General features: G+C 73.7%; 21 protein-coding genes and 1 riboswitch. Of the genes, 15 read left to right on the top strand and 6 right to left on the bottom strand.

What is annotated here, in order from left to right; all coding sequences use genetic code 11:
- Positions 1–21: 21 nt before the first annotated feature.
- From PP1_RS04800 to PP1_RS04790, 3 genes are read left to right on the top strand one after another with little or no spacing between them, the layout of a single operon-like run.
- Positions 22–888, top strand: a complete 867-nt coding sequence (locus PP1_RS04800; RefSeq protein WP_010236306.1) for a carbohydrate ABC transporter permease — start codon at positions 22–24, stop codon at positions 886–888.
- Positions 885–1,781, top strand: coding sequence for a carbohydrate ABC transporter permease (locus tag PP1_RS04795; protein ID WP_010236303.1), 897 nt, complete (start codon positions 885–887; stop codon positions 1,779–1,781). The genes PP1_RS04800 and PP1_RS04795 overlap by 4 nt, the downstream gene beginning before the upstream one ends.
- Positions 1,782–1,807: 26 nt before the next feature.
- Positions 1,808–2,488 (top strand): alpha/beta fold hydrolase, encoded by a 681-nt coding sequence (locus PP1_RS04790; RefSeq protein ID WP_010236300.1) that lies wholly within the window; start codon positions 1,808–1,810, stop codon positions 2,486–2,488.
- A gap of 601 nt (positions 2,489–3,089) precedes the next feature.
- Here the strand turns inward: PP1_RS04790 and PP1_RS04785 are convergent.
- From PP1_RS04785 to hisD, 3 genes are read right to left on the bottom strand one after another with little or no spacing between them, the layout of a single operon-like run.
- Positions 3,090–3,905 (bottom strand): HpcH/HpaI aldolase family protein, encoded by an 816-nt coding sequence (locus PP1_RS04785; RefSeq protein ID WP_075314154.1) that lies wholly within the window; start codon positions 3,903–3,905, stop codon positions 3,090–3,092.
- On the bottom strand, positions 3,902–4,663 hold the full coding sequence (locus PP1_RS04780) for an SDR family NAD(P)-dependent oxidoreductase (RefSeq protein WP_060572449.1): 762 nt from the start codon (positions 4,661–4,663) through the stop codon (positions 3,902–3,904). The genes PP1_RS04785 and PP1_RS04780 overlap by 4 nt, the downstream gene beginning before the upstream one ends.
- Positions 4,660–5,991 carry a histidinol dehydrogenase gene (hisD, locus tag PP1_RS04775; protein ID WP_010223860.1) on the bottom strand — a complete coding sequence of 444 codons (1,332 nt, stop codon included), beginning with the start codon at positions 5,989–5,991 and terminating at the stop codon, positions 4,660–4,662. The genes PP1_RS04780 and hisD overlap by 4 nt, the downstream gene beginning before the upstream one ends.
- 123 nt (positions 5,992–6,114) lie before the next feature.
- Here hisD and PP1_RS04770 point away from each other — a divergent pair, with 123 nt between their 5' ends.
- From PP1_RS04770 to PP1_RS04745, 6 genes are all read left to right on the top strand, one after another.
- Positions 6,115–7,110 (top strand): LacI family DNA-binding transcriptional regulator, encoded by a 996-nt coding sequence (locus tag PP1_RS04770; protein WP_029239124.1) that lies wholly within the window; start codon positions 6,115–6,117, stop codon positions 7,108–7,110.
- 94 nt (positions 7,111–7,204) lie between these two features.
- A complete protein-coding gene (locus tag PP1_RS04765; RefSeq protein ID WP_010223863.1) occupies positions 7,205–8,200 on the top strand; it encodes a nuclear transport factor 2 family protein in 996 nt (331 codons plus the stop codon).
- Positions 8,201–8,227: 27 nt separating this feature from the next.
- A complete protein-coding gene (locus tag PP1_RS04760) occupies positions 8,228–9,394 on the top strand; it encodes a hypothetical protein (RefSeq protein WP_010223865.1) in 1,167 nt (388 codons plus the stop codon).
- A gap of 13 nt (positions 9,395–9,407) precedes the next feature.
- A complete protein-coding gene (locus tag PP1_RS04755; RefSeq protein ID WP_010223867.1) occupies positions 9,408–10,295 on the top strand; it encodes a nitrilase-related carbon-nitrogen hydrolase in 888 nt (295 codons plus the stop codon).
- Positions 10,283–11,350 (top strand): ABC transporter ATP-binding protein, encoded by a 1,068-nt coding sequence (locus PP1_RS04750; protein ID WP_010223869.1) that lies wholly within the window; start codon positions 10,283–10,285, stop codon positions 11,348–11,350. The genes PP1_RS04755 and PP1_RS04750 overlap by 13 nt, the downstream gene beginning before the upstream one ends.
- Before the next feature lie 97 nt (positions 11,351–11,447).
- Positions 11,448–12,713: an HNH endonuclease gene (locus PP1_RS04745; protein WP_010223872.1), complete on the top strand. Its 1,266-nt coding sequence runs from the start codon at positions 11,448–11,450 to the stop codon at positions 12,711–12,713.
- Positions 12,714–12,861: 148 nt separating this feature from the next.
- Here the strand turns inward: PP1_RS04745 and PP1_RS04740 are convergent, their stop codons facing one another.
- Positions 12,862–14,289 carry a sodium:solute symporter gene (locus PP1_RS04740; RefSeq protein ID WP_010223876.1) on the bottom strand — a complete coding sequence of 476 codons (1,428 nt, stop codon included), beginning with the start codon at positions 14,287–14,289 and terminating at the stop codon, positions 12,862–12,864.
- An 8-nt stretch (positions 14,290–14,297) separates the two neighbouring features.
- Entirely contained in the window at positions 14,298–15,239 is a 942-nt protein-coding gene (speB, locus tag PP1_RS04735) for an agmatinase (RefSeq protein ID WP_010223879.1), read from the bottom strand.
- A 98-nt stretch (positions 15,240–15,337) separates the two neighbouring features.
- Here speB and PP1_RS04730 point away from each other — a divergent pair, with 98 nt between their 5' ends.
- A complete protein-coding gene (locus tag PP1_RS04730; protein ID WP_170918885.1) occupies positions 15,338–16,906 on the top strand; it encodes a PucR family transcriptional regulator in 1,569 nt (522 codons plus the stop codon).
- A gap of 13 nt (positions 16,907–16,919) precedes the next feature.
- On the opposite strand, the gene PP1_RS04725 is transcribed toward PP1_RS04730, so the two are convergent.
- A complete protein-coding gene (locus tag PP1_RS04725) occupies positions 16,920–17,690 on the bottom strand; it encodes an IclR family transcriptional regulator (protein ID WP_227012633.1) in 771 nt (256 codons plus the stop codon).
- A gap of 154 nt (positions 17,691–17,844) precedes the next feature.
- On the opposite strand from PP1_RS04725, the gene PP1_RS04720 reads away from it, so the two are divergent.
- From PP1_RS04720 to PP1_RS04700, 5 genes are read left to right on the top strand one after another with little or no spacing between them, the layout of a single operon-like run.
- A complete protein-coding gene (locus tag PP1_RS04720) occupies positions 17,845–18,696 on the top strand; it encodes an isocitrate lyase/PEP mutase family protein (RefSeq protein WP_010225967.1) in 852 nt (283 codons plus the stop codon).
- 2 nt (positions 18,697–18,698) lie between these two features.
- Positions 18,699–19,967 carry a 3-isopropylmalate dehydratase large subunit gene (locus PP1_RS04715; RefSeq protein WP_170918886.1) on the top strand — a complete coding sequence of 423 codons (1,269 nt, stop codon included), beginning with the start codon at positions 18,699–18,701 and terminating at the stop codon, positions 19,965–19,967.
- The gene (locus PP1_RS04710; protein WP_010225971.1) at positions 19,964–20,494 is read left to right on the top strand and encodes a 3-isopropylmalate dehydratase; all 531 of its coding nucleotides are present in this window, start codon (positions 19,964–19,966) and stop codon (positions 20,492–20,494) included. The genes PP1_RS04715 and PP1_RS04710 overlap by 4 nt, the downstream gene beginning before the upstream one ends.
- Positions 20,495–20,532: 38 nt before the next feature.
- Positions 20,533–21,852 (top strand): MFS transporter, encoded by a 1,320-nt coding sequence (locus PP1_RS04705; RefSeq protein WP_010225973.1) that lies wholly within the window; start codon positions 20,533–20,535, stop codon positions 21,850–21,852.
- Between the two features lie 16 nt (positions 21,853–21,868).
- Complete coding sequence (locus PP1_RS04700; protein WP_010225975.1) at positions 21,869–22,474, top strand: hypothetical protein; 606 nt, start codon at positions 21,869–21,871, stop codon at positions 22,472–22,474.
- 53 nt (positions 22,475–22,527) lie between these two features.
- Positions 22,528–22,603, top strand: a riboswitch (cobalamin riboswitch).
- Positions 22,604–22,620: the final 17 nt, after the last annotated feature.

Below are 22,620 nucleotides of genomic sequence, written 5' to 3'. Positions count from 1 at the left end.
CGAGAGCGAGGTGAGGCGATCATGCGGAGGCGCGAGTTCCTCGGTCTGGTCTCCCCGAGCCTGCTGGTGATGCTCGGCCTGCTGCTGTTCCCGCTCTACAAGACCGTGGAGTGGAGCCTGCAGCGGGTGAACTACGGCGAGCCCGGCACGTTCCTCGGCCTGGACAACTACGCCCAGGCCCTGTCCGACCCCCGGCTCGGCCGGGCGGTGCTGTTCACCGTCGGCCTCACCGCGGCGGTGATCGCGGTGCTGCTCGTCGGCGGCTACCTGCTCGCCGTCCTGGTGAACGGGCTCGGCCGCTCGCGCCCGTGGGTGCTGGGCGTGCTGCTGGTGTCCTACGTGGTCCCGAACGTCGTCGGCGCCACGATGTTCTCCTGGCTGTTCGACTCCAACTTCGGTGGCGTCGTCAACTACCTGATCACCGAGCTCACCGGGCAGGAGATCCTCTGGTTCACCGATCCCTGGGCGAACCGGGTCATGGTCGGACTCAACACCGTCTGGTTCATGCTCCCGTTCGCGATGCTGGTGATCCTCGCCGGGCTCCAGGGGGTCCCGCCGGAGGTCGTCGAGGCCGCCCGGATCGACGGCGCCACCGGCTGGCGGGTGCACTGGCACGTCATCGTCCCGAGCATCCGGGGCGTGCTCACGTTCGTCTCGATCATCTCGATCATGGACGTGCTGCGGACGTTCGACCAGCTGATACCGCTCTCCCCGCAGGCACCGCAGATCGGCAACGAGTCGATCATGCTCTACATCTACAACATCGCGTTCCAGGACGGCGGCCAGCAGCTGGGGCTCGGGAGCGCGATCAACGTGCTGCTGATCCTCCTGATCGTGCTGCTGCTCTCGCCCTTCATCCGGGACATGGCCAAGGAGGCGCGCCAGTGAGCACCGTGCAGACCGCCCCGCCTGCGACACCCTCCGGGCCGATCGCCGACCCCGGTCCCGAACCCGTCCGGCGCCGCCCCCGCGGGCGCGCCGTCCTGGTCGGGAGCATGGTGCTCCTGATCTGCTGGGTGATGCTCAGCCCGGTGATCTGGACGGCGATGTCGGTCACCAAGCCGACCGACGTCGCGTTCCTGGATCCGCCGGTGTTCACCTGGGCGCCGACGTTCACCGCGTTCGTCGACCTGTGGCAGACCACCGAGTTCCACAAGTACCTGCTGAACACCGTGGTCGTCGCCGTGATCAGCACGGTGATCGCGCTGGTCATCGGCATCCCGGCGGCCTACGCACTGTCCCGGTTCCCCGGCTGGGTCTCGGTGGCGCTGCTGATCGCGGCCCTGATCTTCCGGGCGCTGCCGCGGTTCGCCGTGGTGCTCCCGATGTACGACCTCTCCCGGGCGCTCGGCATCTACGACACCACGTTCGCGGTCGCCGCGGCGCTGGTGGCGATCAACCAGCCGTTCTCGATCTGGTTGCTGCGCAACTTCTTCGCCGAGATCCCGAAGGAGCTCGACGAGGCGGCGATGCTGGACGGCTGCAGCCGCTTCCAGATCCTCTGGCGGGTGATGGTGCCGCTGATGGGGCCGGGGATCCTGACCGCGGGGATCTTCATGTTCCTGTTCGCCTTCCAGGAGTACCTGACGGCGAACGTGCTGACCGACGTCGCGGCCAGAACGGTGCCGGTCTTCATCGCCACCCAGCTCGGGCAGACGCTGCCGATGCTCCAGCAGGCCGGTGCCGCCGCGGTCCTGCTGACGCTCCCGGTGATCGGCTTCGCCTTCATCGCCCAGCGCTACCTGGTCGCCGGCCTCGGCGCCGGGTCGGTGAAGGGCTGAGCGTGCCGGGATCACCGTCGCCGGCCGTGCCGCTCGTCCTGCTGCCGGGCATGAACTGCTCGGCCGGGATGTGGGGCCCGGCCGGCGCCGGTGCCGTGCACGCGGAGCTCGACCGGACCGGCATCGACGCCCAGGTCGACGCGCTGCTCGACGTCCTCCCGGACCGGTTCGCCCTCGCCGGCCTGAGCCTCGGCGGGATCGTCGCGATGGCGCTGACCCGGCGGGCCCCGGAGCGGGTCGCCGGGCTCTGCCTGCTCGCGACGAACGCGGGCCCGCCGACCGACGGGCAGCGCGCCGCCTGGGCCGCCCAGCTCACGCGTCTCGACGACGGCGCCACCGCCCGGGAGCTCCAGCCGCTCGACCTCCTGCTGGCGGACCGCACCCTGGACGACCGTGCCCTGCAGATGGCCGACGAGGTCGGGGAGCGCGCGCTCGCGGCCCAGCTCCGGTTGCAGGGCACCCGGATCGACGAGCGCCCGGGGCTCCGGTCGGTGGCGGTCCCCACCCTGGTGCTGGCGGGGGAGCGGGACCGGCTCTGCCCGGTCGAGCGGCACACCGAGATCGCGTCGCTGGTCCCCGGGGCGGACCTGCACGTGGTACCCGGCGCCGGGCACCTGCTGCCGATGGAGGAGCCGGACACCGTCGCGGGCCTGATGGGCGGGTGGCTGGACGAGGTGCGGGCGCAGGCCGGCGCCGGGGCACACTGAGCCCGCCGCGACCGCCCGGTGCTGTGGGCTCGCCCAGCGCAGCCGGCGCGGCGACTCGGGACGAAGCGGGACGTGGCAACGAGGCGCACGAGCGGGTCGTCGCCGCCCGGCGCAGGGCCATGGACGTGGCCACGAGTCGCACGGCCGCGGGACGGGCCACGAGTCGCACGGGCCGAGCGGTCGCCAGGTCACCTTTCGGGAGATCGCTGCCCAGGTAAGCGACTTTCCCGGATGCACCAGCCGGGAGCCCCGGTGCGTGACGGGCGGTGACAGTCCTGACCGGCTCGTCGACGTGCCGGTCGTGGCGGTGCCGGATCGTGGAGGCGCCGATGCCCGTTCCCGTCGCGACGCCCGTGCATGAGGCGCGCCAGGCCCACGACCGTCCCCGGCGACCCGGCGACCCGGCGACCCGGCGACCCGGCGACCCGGCGACCCGGCGACCCGGCGACCCGGCGACCCGCCGCGTTCCGCGGAACGCGGCGCGAGCCGGACGTCGATGCGGCGACGCACCCCGTCACCGGGCCGCGCACCCCACGCGACGGGTGCGTCGACCCGGCACGGGGTGCGCCGGCCGGGCACGGGGTGCCGGGACGTGGGCTGGTCAGTCCTTTGCTGCGGCGAGTCCGCGGAACGACGCCATCATCACCGCGGTCAGGTTGTAGGCGACGAGCTGCGCCCCGTCGGCGAACGACTGCGCCGCCGCCTCCGCCGAGCCCGCCAGATCGGCGCGGACCGCACCACGCCCGGAATCCCGGACCGTGCCTCGCTCCGAGCCCTGCTCCGAGCCTCGCTCCGGGACGGGGGCCCCGGCAGTGCCTGCGGAGCCGTGGACCGCCGGATCGCCGTTGACCGTCGCGAGCAGCTCGGCGACCGTCGGATCCGCGTCGGTCCGGGACGCCCCCAGGTCGGCGACGCCGACCAGGTAACCGTCGATCCCGTCCACCCCGACGATCTCGCCGGCCCGGCTGATCGCGCCCGGTGACTCGAGCATCGCCAGGACCAGGATGTCGTCGGCGGACGCCCGGTGCTCGTCGGGGGTCACGCTGCCGAACCGGCCCGCCCGTGGGTACGTCGCGAAGCCACGCGTCCCGTGCGGCGGGTACCGCAGCGCGCCGGCGAGCGCGGTCGCCTGCGCGACGTCCTCGACGTGCGGTGCGACGATCCCCCGGGCGCCCTGGTCGAGGGCCCGCTGGGCGAGGTGGTGCTCGTCCTCCCCGGGCCGGACGAGCACGGGGAGACCGTGCGCGTCGGCGAAGGCGATGTGCGTGCGCAGCATCCCGACGTCGGCCGGGCCGTGCTCGCAGTCGATCAGCACGAAGTCCAGGCCGGCGACGGCGAGCATCTCGACGATCTCCTCGCACGGCATCCGGACCAGGGCGCCGGTGAGCCGTTCCCCGGCAGCGACCCGGGCCCTCACGCGATCATCCCCGCGGACAGGTCGACGTCGGCGCCGGACAGGCCCGGCATCCCGAGCATCGCGACGACCGACGCACCGACCTCGTCCTCGGTGATCATCCGGCCGAGCGCGGCGCGCCCGACGAACGCCTGCCGGGCCGTCTCGACGTCGGTCCCGGTCCGCTCCGCCTCGAGGGCGAAGTTGCGGTCCATCCGATCGCCCTCGACCGGCCCGGGGGACAGTGCGTTCACCCGGACCCCGGCCGGACCGGCCTCGAAGGCGAGCGTCGAGGTCAGGCCGAGCACCGCCGTCTTCGACGCGCAGTACGGCGTCCGCCGGGTCAGCGGCCGCTTGCCCGACACCGACGCCACGTTGATCACGTCGCCGTCGCCCCGGTCGAGCATCGCGGGCAGGAACGCGCGGCAGACGAGGTAGGTGCCGCGGACGTTGACGGCGAACACCTCGTCCCACTCCTCGGGCGTGACCTCGACCAGCGGCGCGACCGGCCCGGCGATCCCGGCGTTGTTCACGACGATCGAGATCTCCTCGCCGGCCAGCCGGGCGGCGAGGTCCTCGACCGACGCAGGGTCGGCGACGTCGCACACCTCCGCCCGCGCGGCGGGACCGATCCGGGCCGCGGTGGCCTCCAGGACGTCCGCGCGCCGCCCGGCCAGCACGACCCGGGCGCCGGCCCGGGCCAGGTGCGACGCGATCGCCGCACCCAGCCCGCTGCCGCCGCCGGTCACCAGCGCGGTGCGCCCCGTGACCGGCCCGCTCACGACCCGGCCACCGGGGACGGGGTGGCGGTGACCTCGTCGAGCCAGGCGAACCGGTCGCCGCCGTGACGCCAGGCGCGCAGGTCACCGGAGCGGGCGTGGCCCTCGAACAGCTCGACCCGCGACGCCCGCCCGCACACCCGGCCGAGGTCGGCGCTCGCCGCCGGGTCGCGGACCTCCTGGTAGGTGCAGGTCTTCAGGTACTTCCCGACCCACAGCCCGCCGGTGTAGCGGGCCGCACCGAGGGTGGGCAGCACGTGGTTGGTGCCGATCACCTTGTCGCCGTAGGAGACGCAGGTGTTCTCGCCGAGGAACAGCGCACCGTAGTTCCGCATCCGGTCCAGCGCCTCGCGCGGCTCGGCGGTGAACACCTGCACGTGCTCGGACGCCAGGTCGTCGGCGACCCGCCACATCTCGTCGGCGTCGTCGCAGACCACGATCCGGCCGTGGTCGCGCCAGGCGGGCCCGGCCATGTCGTTCGTGGGCATCCCCGGCAGGATCCTCCCGACGAGGTCGAGGACCTCGCGGCCGAGCCGCTCGGAGGTCGTGACCAGCACGGCGGGGGAGTCCGGGCCGTGCTCGGCCTGCGAGAGCAGGTCGACGGCGACGGTCAGCGGGTCCGCGGTGTCGTCGGCGATCACCAGGATCTCCGTCGGGCCGGCGAACAGGTCGATGCCGACCTCGCCGAAGAGCTGCCGCTTGGCCTCCGCGACGTAGGCGTTGCCCGGTCCGGCCAGCATGTCCACCCCGGACACGGACTTCGTGCCCAGCGCCATCGCGGCCACCGCCTGCACCCCGCCGAGGAGGTGGATCTCGTCGGCACCGGCGAGGTGCATCGCCGCGACCGTGGCCGCCGGGATCTCACCGCGGATCGGCGGGGTGGCGGCGACGACGTTCGGCACCCCGGCGGCCTTGGCGGTCACGATCGTCATGTGGGCCGACGCGGTCAGCGGGTACCGCCCGCCGGGCACGTAGGCGCCTGCCGAGGAGACCGGCACGTGCCGGTGCCCGAGGACGACGCCGGGCAGCGTCTCGACCTCGACGTCGTGCATCGAGTTCCGCTGGGCGCGGGCGAAGCCCCGCACCTGGTCCTGCACGAACCGGATGTCGTCGACGACCTGCCCCGGGAGCGAGGCGATCAGCTCGTCGACCCGCTCCGGCGAGAGCCGGAACGACTCGGGCTCCCAGCCGTCGAACCGGGCCGAGTACTCCCGCACGGCCTCGTCCCCGCGGTCCCGGACGTCGGCGATGATCGCCCGGACCCGCTCCGCGACACCGTCGTCGCTGCGCCTCGTGACCGATCCCGACGCGCTCTTGAGTTCCTGCGACATACCGCCCTCTCTTGGTAGCATACGTATGCGCTGTGATTCCGCAGTGAACGGTGGCGGCGCGCCGCTGTCAAGGGGGCGGGTCGCCGGGCACTAGGCTCGACGGCCGGCGCAGGAAGGGCGGAGATGGTCACCAGTCGCGACGTGGCGAGGCTCGCAGGGGTGTCGCAACCGACGGTGTCGCGGGCACTGACCGACCATCCGCGGGTCTCGGCGGCGACCAAGCGCAAGGTCCGCGAGGCGGCGCTCGCGCTCGGGTACTCGACGAACGCGATCGGCCGGGCCCTGTCGGTGGGCCGGTCGAACCGGATCGGCCTGGTCGTGGCGGACCTGGACAACCAGTTCTACGCCAACATGATCGGCCCGCTGCACGACGAGCTGGAGCGGCTCGACCACGAGCTCGTGCTGATCACCGAGTCGGCGGGCAGTGCCCCGCTGGCGGAGCGGGTGTCGGCGCACGGGCTGGCCGGCGTCGTCCTGTCCACGACGACCGTCGACTCGATCCAGCCCGCCCGGCTGCGGGACCGCGAGGTGCCGTTCGTCTACCTCAACCGCACGGCGCCGAGCGTCCCGGCCGACGCCGTGACCGTCGACCCGGAGCCCGGGGTGCGCGCGGTCGTCGCCGAGGCCGTGCGGCTCGGGCACACCCGGATCGGCGCGATCTTCGGCCCGCGCAACACCAGTACCGGTGAGCTGCGCGAACAGGTCGTCCGCACCGTTCTCGACGAGCACGGGCTGGCGCTGGCCCAGCGCGACGTCCTGCACGGCCCGTTCGACTTCGCCACCGGCCGGGAGGGCTTCCGCACGCTGCACGAGCGGGCGGGCGGGCCGACCCTCCTGCTGTGCGGCAACGACGTCGTCGCGCACGGCGTGCTCGACGCGGCCGCCGGGTCCGGCGTCCCGGTGCCCGGGCACGTCTCGGTCGTCGGGTTCGACGACCTGCCCGTCTCCGGCTGGGCGATGGTCCGGCTGAGCACCATCGCCTACGACATGGACGAGGTCGCCCGCGAGTCGGCGCGGCTGCTGGTGTCCCGGCTGCGCACCCCGGGTGCGGAGCCGGCGCACGTCGTCTACCCGACGCACTACGTCGCCCGCTCCACGGTGGCCGAGCCCCGGGCCTGAGCGATCCCCGCGGAAATCCCCGCGGAGCCCTTGCCCGGCGTTGTGCATACGCATACAGTCGATCGGGAACGGACTCCAGCGAGGAAGGACGACCATGGCGCTCGACCCGGTCGCGTACCAGCCCTACAACGACCCGGACGACTTCATCCGGGAGGTGACCGACCGGATCTGGGTCCAGCGCGACGTGTCCTACATCGTCGACAACTACGAGCCGGACTCGATCGTCCACGGCGGTCTCGGCACCGTCATCGGCCGCGACGGCGTCATCGACGGCAGCCTGATGCGGATCGCGGGCACCCCGCAGCACATCGGCGTCGCCGAGGACGTCGTGTGGGAGGCGCGCGGCGACGACGCGTTCCTCAGCTCCCACCTGATCTTCTCGGCCGACGAGATCCTCGTCGACGGCGTCGTGAAGCGGATCCGCAAGCGCAACATCGCCAACTGCCTCTACCGGCGCGGCCGGATGGTGGAGGAGTGGGTGGTGCGCGACGAGCTCGCGAACTGCCTGCAGATGGGGATCGACCCGGCCGAGGCGGCGCTCGCGCAGCGCTTCCGCGGATTCCAGGGCTCGATGACCGAGGAGCCCCCGAAGGACGTGCTCGCGGTCGGGGACAGCGGCCCGCGCCCGGACGACTTCCGGCCGGAGTGCGAGATGGTGCTGGAGTTCATCGACGAGGTCTGGAACTCCCGGCGCTACCAGAAGGTCGCCGACTACGCGCACCGCGACCTGTTCCTGCACACCGTCGGCGACCAGACCGTGCTGCGCCCGGACGGCTACCAGCGCGACCTGCTCTCCCTCGTCGCCCCGTTCCCGGACGCCCGGTTCGAGATCCGCGACGTGCAGACCAACCACACCGAGCGCTACGCCGGCCTGCGGGTCGCCGTGACCTGGGTGATGCGCGGGACCTACCGCGGCACCCCCGACTTCGGCCCGCTCACCGGCGAGGAGACCGAGCTGCTCGGCATCTCGCAGTTCCTGGTCCAGGACGGCCGGATCGTCAAGGAGTTCCGGGTCTACGACGAGATCGCGCTGCGCGCCCAGATCAACGCCGGCCGCACCGACGAGTTCACCGACACCAACATCTACTGACCACACGTCACGATCGGGAGCACTGACATGCACGACACGGTGGTCGGCCCGGACGAGATCGTCCGGCGCACCGTCCGGCACGCCGACTGGGTCCCGTGCAAGGCAGCTTTCATCGACTGCCGCACGCCCGGGTCCGACCGGAAGGACAACTACTCCTTCATCGGCCCCGGCGTCACCCAGAACGCGTCGCAGCACGTGAACCTGCGCGAGCCGCACGGGTTCAACCTCGGCGCGGCGGGCATGCCGAACGGCACCACGAACAGCCTGCACCTGCACTTCACGGCCGAGGTGTTCATCAACTTCGGTGGCGACTACCTGCTGCGGTGGGGGCCGGACGGCACCCAGGGCGAGTACCGCAGCGTCGACGGCGACATCGTCTCGGTGCCGCCGTGGATCTTCCGCGGCTTCACCAACGAGGGCCCGGACGAGGGCATCCTGCTCACCGTCCTGGGCCGCGACGACACCGGCGGCATCATCTGGGGCCCGACCGTCCTGGAGAACGCGGCCGGGCACGGGCTCTACCTCACCGCCGACAACCGGCTGATCGACACGGTGGCGGGCGACGAGGTCCCCGACGACGTCGCGCTGATCCGGCCGATGGCCCAGGCCGAGATCGACAAGCTCGACGTCTACACCGCGGAGCAGTTCCGCGGCCGCGTCGTGCACGAGGCCGACCGCACCTGGGTCGACGAGCCCTACCTCTGCTCGCGGGTGCCGGGCGGGGCCGCCGAGCTCAGCCCGGTGATCGGGTACGGCACGGTCGAGAGCCGCACCGCCGTGCCCCGGCTCGCCGAGCCGCACGGCTTCAGCCTGGCCTGGCTGCGCGCCGAGCCGGGGGAGGGCGTGCTCACCCACCGGCACGACGCGACCCAGGTCCTCACCGCGAAGGCCGGGCGCTGGGCCGTCACCCTCAACACCGGTGACGACGAGCGCACCGTCGAGATCGGACCGCTGGACACCGTGTCGGTCCCGCCCGGTGCGTGGCGCTCGGTCCGCCTGCTCGACGCCGGCCCGGGCCGGTCCGCGACGTCCGGCACCGGCGAGCTGCTGGTCGTCACCGGTGGCGACGGGCGGGTCCGTCCGGAGTGGAGCGACGACGTCGTCGCCGGCGCGCGGGAGCGCGGCCGGATGCTCGACGCCGACGGCTACCTCGCCCCCGCGGCCGTCCTCGCGTTCGCGACCGAGGACGACTGAGGGCCCGGCACCGATGGACGCGGCGACCACGGAGCGACCGACCGGCCCGGTCACGGTCGCCGCGTGCCGGATCCCGGCCCGGATCGACCGCCCCGACCCTGCGATCGCCGAGCGCAGCGTGCGCGAGGCGGTCGCGGGCGGGGCCCGGCTCGTCGTGCTGCCGGAGCTCGCGGTCTGCGGCTACGCCTTCACCGACGCGGCCGAGGCGCGCGCGGCCGCCGAACCGCTGGACGGGCCCACCGTCGGACGGTTCGCGCGGCTGACCGCGGAGCTGGGCTGCGTGCTCGTCGCCGGGCTGGCCGAGCTCGCACCGGACGGGCGGGTGTACTCGAGCGCCGTCGTCGTCGAGGGGGGTGAGCTGCGCGCCGCCTACCGGAAGGTCCACCTGTGGGACCGGGAGGCGGAGCTGTTCTCGCCCGGCGACGCCCCGCCGCCGGTGGTCGCGACCGCGGCCGGGCGGATCGCCCCGATGGTCTGCTACGACCTGGAGTTCCCGGAGTGGGTGCGGGCCGCGGCCGAGGCCGGCGCCGAGATCGTCGCCGCACCGGTGAACTGGCCGTGGCGGCCCACCCCGGACGGGCAGCACCCGCTGGAGGTCGCCAAGGTCCGGGCGGCCGCCGGGGCCTACCGGGTGCACGTCGTCGCCGCCGACCGCTGCGGCACCGAACGCGGCGTCGCCTGGTTCGGCGCCGGCGTCGTCTGCGGGGCCGACGGCCACCTGCTCGCCGGACCCGGCGGACCACCGCCGGGGGAGCCCGGCGTGCTGTACGCCCGGCTCGACCCGGCCGGGGCGCGGGACAAGCGCCTCGGCCCGCACAACCACGCCCTGCGCGACCGCAGGCCCGAGCTGTACCGCGAGACCGTCCCCCTTCCGGAAGGAGCACCACCATGGCCGGCGTGACCTACGACGCGGTGACCCGTCGGTACCCGGGATCCCCCCGGGCTGCCGTCGACGCCCTCGACCTCGAGATCGCCGACGGCGAGTTCCTGGTACTCGTCGGGCCGTCCGGCTGCGGCAAGACCACCTCGCTGCGGATGCTCGCCGGCCTGGAGGACATCGACGGCGGCCGGATCCGGATCGGGGACCGCGACGTCACCGGTGTCGCACCCAAGGAACGCGACATCGCGATGGTGTTCCAGAACTACGCGCTGTATCCGCACATGTCGGTCGCCGACAACATGGGGTTCGCGCTGAAGATCGCGGGGACGCCGAAGGCGGAGATCGCCCGCCGGGTCGCCGAGGCGGCGCGGATCCTCGATCTCGAGCAGTACCTCGACCGCAAGCCGAAGGCGCTGTCCGGCGGCCAGCGCCAGCGGGTCGCCATGGGCCGCGCGATCGTGCGCCAGCCGCAGGTGTTCCTGATGGACGAGCCGCTGTCCAACCTGGACGCCAAGCTGCGCGTCCAGACCCGCACCCAGATCGCGTCGCTGCAGCGGCGGCTCGGCGTCACCACCGTCTACGTCACCCACGACCAGGTCGAGGCCATGACGATGGGGGACCGGGTCGCCGTCCTGAAGGACGGGCTGCTGCACCAGTGCGCCCCGCCCGGTGAGCTCTACGACCGCCCGGCGGACGTGTTCGTCGCCGGCTTCATCGGGTCCCCGGCGATGAACCTGCTGACCGTGCCGGTGACGGGCGACGGGATCCGGCTCGGCGACGTTCCGGTGCCGGTGGAGCGGGACCTGCTGGCCGGTGCCGGCGAGAGCGTGACCGTCGGTGTGCGGCCCGAGGACCTGAAGCTCGCCGACGAGGGCCTCCCGCTGGAGGTCGACCTCGTCGAGGAGCTCGGTGCCGACGCCTACGTCTACGGCCGCACGCGGATCGACGGCGCCGAGCACGAGCTGGTGACCCGGGTCGACGGGCGCCGTCCCCCGGCCCGGGGTGGCACCGTGCACCTGGTGCCGGATCCTGAGCGCACGCACCTGTTCGGCGCGGACGGGCTGCGGCTGGGCTGATCCCGCCGCGTGCACCGGGCCGGCCCGCCGTCGTCGGTGGGATGGGGGGCGAACGACTACTAGCTATTCGAACATGTGTTCGAGTACGATCGACGACATGACCGCGGTCCAGGAACCCCCACGCACCGGCCTCCCCGCCGGGGATCCGGGGTTCCCTCAGGTCGATCTGGCGCTGGTGCAGCTGGCGGTGGAACAGGCCGCGCACGACGACCTGTCCGGGGTCTCCGAAGCCGAGTTGATCGACCAGATCCAGCAGCTCGAATCCGTGCAGCACTCCCTGGCCGCGCTCCAGGCCACCCGGGTCCGCGCGTTCGCCCGGCTCCACGTGGAGAACGGCATCACGGCCGGACAGACCGACCCGGATCGGCTGCAACGTGGGGTGGTCGCCCAGGTCGGATTGGCCTGCCGGGTCTCACCGACCGAGGCCCGCCGCCGGGTGAGTACCGCCCGGGACCTGCACGACGGCCTCGATCACGTCCGTGGGCTGTTCGCCGCCGGGGAGCTCTCGGCACTGAAGGCGGCGGCGGTGGTGACCGCCTGCTCGGATCTCGACCGCGCCGAACGCGCCGCAGTGGACCTGCGCCTGGCCGGCCACGATCTGACCCGGCTCGGGATCCGGCGATTGCAGGACCTCGCACGCAAGTTCGCCGCCGAGGTCGCGCCGGAGAAGTTCCGCGCCCGGGTCGAGTCCGCCCGCGCCGAGCGGCGTGTGACGCTGCGCCCGGCGCCGGACGCGATGACGTATCTGACCGCGTACCTGCCGGTCGAGCAGGGCGTGGCCTGCCTCGCCGCCCTGAACAAGGCCTTAACCGAGGTGTCGGTGAACCCCGCACCCCTGACCCGGACCCGCGGGCAGGTCATGGCCGACACCCTCGTCGAGCGCCTCACCGGCCAGGCGATCGCGACCGATGTGGACGTCGAGGTCCAGGTCGTCGTCCCGATCGAGGCGCTGCTGGACCCGGACTCGCCACTCCCGGCGGAGGTCCCCGGCCACGGCCCGGTCCCGGTCGACCTCCTGGCCACGGGCGAGGGGAGGAAGACCCTGCGCCGCCTGATCACCTCCGACGGAGTCGTGATCGGCGGTGACTCCCGCCAGCGCACCTTCACCGGGCTCCTCGCCCGGCTGGTGCGGGCGCGGGCGGGGAACCGGTGCACCGAGCCGTACTGCGACGCCCCGGTACGCCACATCGACCACATCCACCGGGATGCCGAGGGCGGGGCGACCGAGCTCGACAACGGTCGAGGGGTGTGCGAGTTCCACAACCACGTCCGCGAACAAGCCGGCTGGCGCGTCGCCCGCGGGCCGGACGGCGGGGTGCGGACCACGACCCCGACCGGGCACACCTACCTCGCACCCGGCTGAAGGACCACGGGCGACTCCCGCACCTGCGGGCAGGTGACGCCGTCGAGCGTGCGTACGAACGGTGGACCGGACTCGGTCGGCCGGACCACGGCTCGGTCGAGCTCCTCGCCACCCCGGACGGGCTGACGATCGACGACCGGCGTCCGCGTCATCCCGAGTCCGGCTGACCCACCCGCGTCCGCCCGCTGCGGCGCTCCCACTCGGCCCGGACGTCGTCGCCGGTCGGCCGGGTCAGCAGGGACACCACGACGAACACGACCAGCCCCGACCCGATCCCGGCGAACACCGGCTCGTTCGCGTAGAGGTCGCCGAGGGCCAGCATCGTCCCGAGTGTCGCGACGGTCCCGGTCGCCATCGCGGCCAGTGCCCCGGCGCGGGTGGCGCGCCGCCACACGAGCCCGCCGAGCACCGGCACCAGCAGACCGCCGACGAGGATCCCGTAGGCGAGGGTGAGTGCGGCGACGACCTCCTGGAGCAGGCAGGACACCGCGATCATCACCACCCCGAACCCGGCGACCGCCCACCGGTTCCCGGCGAGTTCGTCGTCGCCGGACGGCCGGCGGAACCGGCCGACCAGGTCCTGGTTGAACACGGTCGCCGTCGCCAGCAGCGCACCGCTGGAGGTCGACATGACCGCCGACAGCGCCGCGGCGAGCACCAGGCCGGCGGCGACCGGGGGCATCGCGGCCTCGACGATCGCGGCGAACGCGTCGTCCCGCTCGGCGAGGCCGGGGACGATCACCTGCGCGGCCGTCCCGATCAGCGCGCCCGCGACGCCGTAGGCCAGGCAGTAGAGGCCCGCCCCGGTCCCGGCCCAGCGGGCGACGGCGGGGGAGCGGGCGGTGAACACGCGCTGCCAGATGTCCTGGCCGATCAGCAGCCCGAAGCCGTAGGTGACGAAGTAGGTGACGATGGTGCCGCCGCCGATGGAGGTGAGCGACAGGGCGTCGGCCGGGACCGCGGCGGCGAGGCCGTCCCATCCGCCTGCCCGCCACAGCACCACCGGCAGCAGGACCAGGAAGATCCCGACCGTCTTGATCAGGAACTGGACGAAGTCGGTGAGCGTCACCGACCACATCCCGCCGAGCGTGGAGTAGGCCACCACCACGGCCCCGCCGATCAGGATCGACGGCACCCGCGGCAGGTCCAGCAGCACCCCGAAGATCGTCGCGTAGGCGATCGTCGACGTCACCGCCAGCATCAGGGTGTACGCCCACATCACGATCCCGGCGGGCGCGCCCAGGCCGGAGCCGTAGCGGAGCTCCAGCATCTGGCCGACGGTGAACACGCCCAGCCGCTGGATCCGCGCCGAGAACAGCAGCGACAGCACCAGGATCCCGCTGCCGATGGCGACGACCAGCCACATCCCGGAGATCCCGTACTCGTAACCGAGCCCGACCCCGCCGATGGTGGAAGCTCCACCGAGGACGACGGCGGCCATCGTCCCCGAGTACAGCCACGGCCCGAGCCGCCGGCCCGCGACGAGGAAGTCGCTGCGGTCCCGGGTGCGGCGCCGCCCCCAGAACCCGAAGGCGATCATCGCGGCCAGGTAGAGGACGACGACGGCGATGTCCATGTCCCGGATCAGCCCTTCCGGTTGGCGGCCAGCACGGACAGCAGCTCGTAGGCGACGTGCGCCGCGGCGATCCCGGTGATCTCGGCGTGGTCGTACGCCGGGGCGACCTCGACGACGTCGGCCCCGACGACGTCCACCCCGACCAGGGACCGCAGCACGTGCAGCAGCTCCCGGGTGGTCAGACCACCCGCCTCCGGGGTGCCGGTGCCGGGCGCGTGCGCCGGGTCGAGGACGTCGACGTCGACCGAGACGTAGACCGGGCCGGTGCCCAGCCGCCGTCGCATCCGCTCGACGACGGCCGGGACGCCGTCGGTCTGGAACGCGTCGGTGCCGATCACCTGGAAGCCGAGGACCTCGTCGTCGGTGAGGTCGTGCTCGCCGTAGAGCGGCCCGCGGATCCCGACGTGCAGGCAGCGCTGCGGGTCGAGCAGGCCCTCCTCGGCCGCGTTGCGGAACGGCGTGCCGTGGGTGATGTCCGCGCCGAAGTAGGTGTCCCAGGTGTCGAGGTGCGCGTCGAAGTGCACGACGGCGACCGGGCCGTGGGTGCGGGCCACCGAGCGCAGCAGGGGGAGCGCGACGGTGTGGTCCCCGCCGAGGGCGAGCAGCGTGGAGCCGCCGGCACGCAGCCGGTCGGCGGCCTGCTCGATCGTCGCGATCGCCTCGCCGATGTCGAACGGGTTGATCCCCAGGTCACCGGCGTCGGCGACCTGCTGCGCCGCGAACGGGGAGACCCGCAGCGGCGGGTGGTAGGGCCGCAGCAACTTCGACGACGCCCGCACGTGCGCGGGGCCGAACCGGGCACCCGGCCGGTAGGAGACGCCGGTGTCGAACGGCAGCCCCAGCACGGTCACGTCGGCGCGCTCCACCTCGTCGAGCCGGGGGAGCCGGGCGAACGTGGTGGGGCCTGCGAAACGGGGGACGGCGCTGGCGTCCACGGGGCCGACGGGCATCGGACCTCCTCGGGTGTCCTCGGGTTCCGCACACCGTCCTCCCCGGACCGGCCCGGCAGAAGTGACAGAACGTCGAACCCGGCGCGATCATGCTCGACATGACGTCCATGCCTCCGGCCGGGGTGACCCTGCGGACCCTGCTGGACGATCCGGCCCTGCGGCTGGGCCGGGCGGCGGTCGAGGAGACCGACCTCGATCTGGCGGTGTCCGCGGCGGCGGTGTCGGAGCTGGTCGAACCGGGCGTCTGGCTGGAGGGCGGGGAGCTGCTGCTGACCGTCGGGTTCCTGCTGCCGACGAGCGCCGACGACCTCACCACCTACGCGCGGCACCTGCGGGCGCACGGCGTCGTCGCGCTGGCGGTCGGTCTCGGCACCGGCCTGCCGCACCGGCGGACGCCGCCCGCGCTGGTCACGGCGGCGCGCCGCACCGGGCTGCCGCTGCTGTCCGTCCCCGACGGCGTCCCCTTCGTCGCCGTCACCAAGGCGGTGTTCGCGCACCGGGACGCGGCCGAGCGCACCCGCCTCCAGTGGGCGCTCCGCACCCAGCGGGCGCTGACCGCCGCGGCCGTCAGCCCGGGCGGGGCGGAGCCGGTGCTGGCGGTGCACGCGGCGACGACCGGACGGTCGGCGGTGGTGGTGGACCTCCTCGGCCGGGTGCTCGCCGCCGCGCCGGTGGAGGGTGCGGCGGAGCTGGCCGCCGAGCTGGGACCGACGATCGGCACCGTCCGCCGGCAGGGGCTGCTCGGCGCCGCGGTCGAGGTCGGCCCGGTCCCCGGCGCCGACGACGTGCGCCGGCGCGAGGTGCACCCGCTGGGTTCCCGCCGGATCCGGGCGCTGCTGCTGATCGACGGCCCGGCCACCGGCCCGCACTCCCACCAGGTCACCGGCGACCTCGTCTCGTTGCTGTCCCTGGAACTGGAACGGCGGCTCGGCCTGGACGCGGCCGCCCGCCGGGGCCGGGAACGGCTGCTCGCCACCCTGGACCGCGGCGTGGTCGATGACGACGTCGCCGGACGCCGGCTCGCCGCCGCCGGGCTGCCCGAGACGCCGCTGCGTGCCGCGGTCGTCGCCGCCCCACGGCCGGACGAGCTCGCCGCCGACCTCGCGGCCGTCCTGCCGGACGCCCTGGTCCGGGTCGTCCCCGGCCCCGCCGACCCCGGGGACGCCGACGGGCGGGTGGAGCTCGCGGCGCCGGCCGGCGTGGACCTGGTCGCCGTGCTCGGCGCGCTCGCCGCGCACCGCCCGGCCGGGATCGGGATCGCCGTGCGGCCCGGGGCGCTGGCGGTGTCGCTGCGGCAGGCCCGCTCCGCGCTGCCGGTCGCCCGGCTGACGGGGCGGCCCGCGCACGCCGACGACGTCGCGTCCAGCCGGATGCTGCTCGCCCTGCTCGACCACGACCGGCTGCGCGCGTTCGCCGACGCCGTCCTCGGTCCGTTCGACGCCGACCCGCGGGGTGCGGAGCTCCTGCGGGCGGTCGCCGCGTTCGTCGAGCACAACGGGCACTGGGCGGCCACCGCGTCGGCGCTGGGCGTGCACCGGCACACCGTGCGGAACCGGATCGAGACCGCCGAGGGGGTGAGCGGGCGGCGGCTCGGGTCCGCGCAGGACCGGCACGAGCTGTGGCTGGCGCTGCGGGCTCGCGACCTCGGCCGTGCCGGGGCCCCCTGACCGAGCCCGCGGATCAGGCCGGCCGGGCGCCGATCGTCGTGCTGAGCCCCCGCCCGGCCTCCGCGACCGCGGCGGCCCGCGCCTCGCCGTCGGGGCCGGTGAAGTCCTCGCTGCGCCCGCCGAGGCTGACGGTCGCGACGAGCGCGCCGTCCGCCCCGAGGATCGGCGCGGCGACGGCCGACACCCCGCCCAGGTAGTCGTCCCGGCTCACCGCGATCCCGCTCGCCCGGGCCTCGTCGAGGTGCGCGGCCAGCTCCGCCGGGTCGACGTGCGTGGAACCGGTGAAGGCCCGCAGCTCGCCACCGAGCACCCGCTCGCGCAGCGCCGGATCGAACGCCGCCATCACGACCGGCGCCGCCGCCGCGTGGTACGGCAGCACCGTCCCGATCCCGATACCGGCCACGACCAGCGGTTTCCCGCCCTCGACCCGGTCGATGCAGACCGCTCCCGCGTCGGCGGGCACCATCAGGAACGCGGTGTCACCGAACCGGGCGGCGAGCTCCTCCAGGGCGGGTCGCGCCTCGGTGCGCAGGTCGAACTCGGCCAGCGCGGCGGCGCCGACGGCGAAGACCGGCATCCGGATCCGGTAGGCCCCCGCCGCGTCGCGGTGCACCCACCCGGCCTCGACGAACGAGGTCATCAGCCGGTGCACGGTCGGCTTGTTCAGCCCGCTCGCGGCCGTCAGCTCGGCGAGGGTGATCACCGGGCGGTCGGCGCCGAAGTGTTCGAGCAGACGGCAGGCCCGCAGCACCGAGCCGACGGTCTCCCGGCTCTCACCGGCCACGGTCACCTCACTGGTCGTGTCGTCGGGGCCTCAGGTTATCGAGCGGCTCGTCGATCGGTGCTGCCCGCTCGCTGTCGACGTCTTGACACATCGCCTCTCCTCCGGCCACATTTTCGGAACGCGTATCGCATCACGATACACAGAGAGGTGATCAGTGGAACTGCGCGAGATGATCTCGACGGAACTCGTCCGGGCCCCCGGTGTCTGGGACGGGCTGACCGCACGGCTGGCCGAGCAGGCCGGCTTCGGAGCGCTGTGCGCGTCCGGCTTCGCGATCTCCGCGGCGCTCGGCTACCCGGACGCGGAGCTGTACACGATGTCGGAGAACCTGCAGGCCGTGCGCACGGTGCGGGAGGCCAGCGCGCTGCCGGTGGTCGCCGACATCGACACCGGCTACGGCAACGCGGTCAACGCGGCCCGGACCGCGCGCCGGTTCGCCGACGCCGGGGTGGCCGCGGTGTTCATGGAGGACCAGCGCTCCCCGAAGCGCTGCCCGCTGATCCCGGGGGCCGCGGTCGATCTCGTCGGCGTCGCGGAGGCCGCGGGCAAGGTCCGGGCGGTGAAGGACGCGGCCGGCGACATGATCGTCATCGCCCGCACCGACGCGCAGGGCGAGGACGCACTCCGGAGGGCCGAGGCGTACGTGGAGGCCGGTGCCGACATGATCATGCCGGTGACGAAGACGTTCTCCACGGTCGAGGAGTGGGCCCGCTGCCGGGAGGTCGCCGGCGTCCCGCTGACGGCGACCCTCACGGCATCGGCGTGGACCGAGCGCGAGTTCACCCCGGAGGTCATGGAGCAGGTCGGGGTCCGGCTCGCGCTGCTGCCGACCCAGGTGCTGATGGCCGTCACCGGGGCCGCGCAGCGCTGCCTGCAGCGCCTGGCCGCGGGCGAGCCGCCGGCGTCGGTGAGCGCCGACGGCATGGGGCACCACGACTTCGTCGGCCTGATCGGGATGGACGAGATCGAGCGCCAGCAGCACGCCTACCTGCCCGCGACGGTGTGACCATGGGCTCGACGATCACCGAGAAGATCCTCGCCCGGGCCGCGGGGGTGGAGTCGGTGCGGGCCGGGGAGAACCTTCCGGTCCGCCCCGACCACATGATCGCGTACGACTTCCCCGGCTACACCGACGTGATGTTCCGGCAGATGCACGACGACTTCGGCATCCGCGAGCTCGCCGAGCCGGAGCGCTACGTCGTCTTCATCGACCACATGCTCACCCGCGGCGACGCCCGCGAGCAGGAGGTCCACCAGGTCACCCGGGACTGGTGCGAGTACTACGGGATCGCCCTGCACGAGGCCCGCGGGATCGGGCACCAGGTGATGGCCGAGCTCGGCTACGCCCGGCCCGGGAACTTCCTCGTCCACTTCGACGGGCACGTCTCCGGGGCGGGCGCGTTCGGCGCGCTCGGCTGGGGCGTGCGCCGCGACCTGCTGGAGGCGTGGGTCTCCGGGCAGATCTTCCTCGACGTCCCGGCCACGACCCGGTTCGAGCTGACCGGGGAGTTCCGGCCCGGCGTCGACAGCCGGGACCTGGTGCACCGCATCATCGGCGACCACGGCGCCGACGGCTGCGCGCACCAGGTGATGGAGTTCGGCGGGCCGGGCGCCCGGGCGATGCCGATCGACCAGCGGCAGGGCCTGTGCGGCATGGCGATGTTCACCGGCGCGGTGTCGGCGGTGTTCGAACCGGACGAGGCGGCACTGGAGTACGCCCGCCGGACCGGCGCCACGGATCTCGTGCCGCAGTCGCCGGACCCGGACGCGGAGTACCGGGCCGTCCACCACTACGACCTGTCGACGATCACACCGCAGGTGGTCCTGCCCGGCTCGGCCCGTTCCGCGCACACCCGCGACGCCGCCGACCTGGGCGGGACCGCGGTGACCAAGGCGTTCATCGGCTCCTGCGCGTCGGGCCGGATCGAGGACATCCGGGCGGCCGCGCTCGTCCTCGACGGCCGCCGCGTCGCGCCCGGCGTCGAGCTGAACGTCGTCCCGACCTCGGAGGCGGTGCACCGGCAGGCCGAGGACGAGGGCCTGCTCGACGTGCTCCGCGCGGCCGGGGCACAGATCGCCCGGTCGAGCTGCGACTTCTGTTTCGGCTACCAGAAGCCGTTGCAGCCCGAGGAGAACTGCATCTCCACCGGCGTCCTCAACATCTCCGGCCGGATGGGCAGCACCGCCGCCAACATCTACATGGGATCGGCGTCGACGGTCGCCGCCAGCGCCGTCGCCGGCAGCATCACCGCCGCCGGGGAGGGGACGGACCGGTGAGCGCGAAGCGCGACTACCCGCCGCCGCCCGACGTGATCACCGGCCGCGTGGCCTGGGTGTTCGGCGACGACTTCGACATCGACCTCGTGACCGGCGTCGAGAACATCAAGTCCTACGACGCCGCGTTCCTCCGCGGCGTCGTCATGCAGGCCTACGACCCGGGCTTCGCCGACCGGGTCCGGCCCGGCGACGTGATCGTCGGTGGCCGGAACTTCGGCTACGGCCACCCGCACTACCCGCCGATGGTCGCGCTGCGCGACCTCGGGATCGCCGCGGTGCTCGCCGAGTCGTTCTCGCCCGGGTTCTGGCGCGGCGAGACCTACAACGGGATGCCGCTGATCACGGTCCCCGGCATCACCGCCGCCGTGGCCACCGGCGACGACCTGAGCCTCGACTGGCGTGCCGCCGCCGTCACCCTGCCCGGCGGCCGGACGCTGCAGGGCACCCCGCCCGCCGAGCGGGTCGCCCGGGTCATCGAGGCGGGCGGCTCGCTGAAGCTGCTGCTCGCCGAGCACGCGCGCACCTGACACCCCACCACCTCGATCACCGCCGATCTGGAGCACACGTGTCCGAGACGACCTCGCCGCCCGGCGCCGGGACCTCCGCGCCGCCGTCCACCCTCTCCGCCCGCCGGGCCGCCCTCGCCGGCGGCGTGGGAACGCTGATCGAGTACTACGACTTCAGCGTCTACGCCTTCCTCGCCGTCACCCTCGGCCCGCTGTTCTTCCCCAGCGACGAGCCCGGGGTCTCCATCCTGCTCACGCTCGCCGTGTTCGGGTCCGCCTACGTCATGCGCCCGATCGGCGGCTGGTTCTTCGGCCGCCTCGGCGACCGTCGCGGACGCAAGCACGCGCTCGTCGTCACCGTCGTCACGATGGGCGTCTTCTCCGGTGTCCTCGGCCTGCTGCCGGACTTCGCGACGGCCGGCGTCCTCGCCCCGGTCCTGCTCGTGCTGGTCCGCCTCGCGCAGGGCTTCTCCGCCGGCGGCGAGATCGGCGGCGCGGCGACCTACGTCGCCGAGTCCGCGCCACCCGGGAAGCGCGGCCTCTACGGCTCGCTCACCCCGGTCGGCTCGACGCTCGGGTTCTCGGTCGCCGCCGCCGTCGTCGGCCTGGTCACCGCGTTCACGACACCCGAACAGATGTCCGCCTGGGGCTGGCGGATCCCGTTCCTGATCGCCGTCCCGCTCGCGGTCGTCTGCCTGTGGGTGCGGGTCAAGCTGGAGGACACCGCCGAGTTCGAGTCGATGGCCGAGCGCAAGGAGGTCGTGCGCAGCCCGCTGCTCAGCGTGGTCCGGGAGCGGCCCGGTGCGGTGCTGCGGGTGGTCGGCATCGCGATCGCGATGAACGGGACCGGCTACGTCGGCCTCACGTACTTCAGCACCTACCTGATCCAGACCCAGGGGTTCGACAAGCAGGCGGTGTACTGGGCCTCGGCGATCGGCATCGCGCTGGCCTGCGCCACCTACCCGCTGGCGGGCATGCTCACCGACCGGTTCGGCCGCAAGCCCGTGCTGCTGTCGGCCTACGCGCTCTACCTGGTGATCGCCTGGCCGGCGTTCGCGCTGCTCGGGGCGACGTCGAGCATCGTGGTGGTGACGCTGGTCTACGTCGTCTACATGGCGGTCAACGGTCTCGCCCAGGTCCCGGCGTTCCCGCAGTTCACCGAGCTGTTCCCGCGTCGCGTCCGCTACACCGGCGTCGCGCTGGGCTTCAACATCGGCACGATCCTCGCCGGTGGCACGGCCCCGTACGTGTCCGCGCAGCTCGTGCAGAGCACCGGGAACCCGATGTCGCCCGCGTTCTGGGTGCTGGGCGTCGCGCTCGTCGGCGTCGTCACCGTCCTGACGCTGCGCGAGACCGGCCGGGAGCGCCTGCCGGTGTAGCGGGTACACCGGAGCCATGATCGACCGGTTCGACGGCTGGATCTCCGGACTCGGCACGCAGGAGGGGCGGCGGATCGTGGTCGGGCACTGGCCACGGTCCCCGCTCGGGTCCTTCACCGACGTGATGACGGAGGACGCCGGTGGCACCCGGACGCTGCTGGCGCCCTCCGGCGACGTCGCGACGTTCGTGTCCGCCACCTACACGTTCGACGAGGTCCGGGTGGTCCCGGTGACCCACACCGTGCGTGGCGACCGGCGCCAGGTCGTCGCCGGCCCGCTGGAGGTCGCCTGGCGGGTCGGCCCGCGCCCGCCGCTCGGTCTGCTGCTGGCGGCCGTGCCCGGGCCGGTCGCCGTGAACCGGTACTGGCTGCGGGCGATCGACCCGCTGGCCCGCCGCGTCCAGCCGGGTGTGCGGACCGTCGGCAGCGCGGGTGGTGGGCGCCGCGAGTACTACGGAGCCCGCGACCTGCACCGGATCGCGGCCGCCGTCGTCCGCTGGGACGGCGTGGACCTCGGCGGCCTCGCACCCGTCGTCCCGGCGGTGCGGTTCGGGTTCGGTTCGGCGCCCGCCTGCCCGTCGCACGTGCGGATCACCACCCTGGTCGAGCGTGCCTTGACGTGACGTGAGCCCGCCCGTGAAGGTGATCCGACAACCGAAGACGGCGGACGGGTCCGCAGGAAGCCGGCGCGAGTCCGGCGCGGTCCCGCCACTGTGAGCCCTCGCCCTCCGGGGGAGGGGAGCCAGACACTGCGCCCGCCCGCCGCGCC

The sequence above is a fragment of the Pseudonocardia sp. P1 genome (genome assembly GCF_000178675.2).
GTDB lineage: Bacteria > Actinomycetota > Actinomycetes > Mycobacteriales > Pseudonocardiaceae > Pseudonocardia.
The sequence above is the reverse complement of the archived record's forward strand: the minus strand, read 5'-3'. Positions and strand labels throughout refer to the sequence as shown.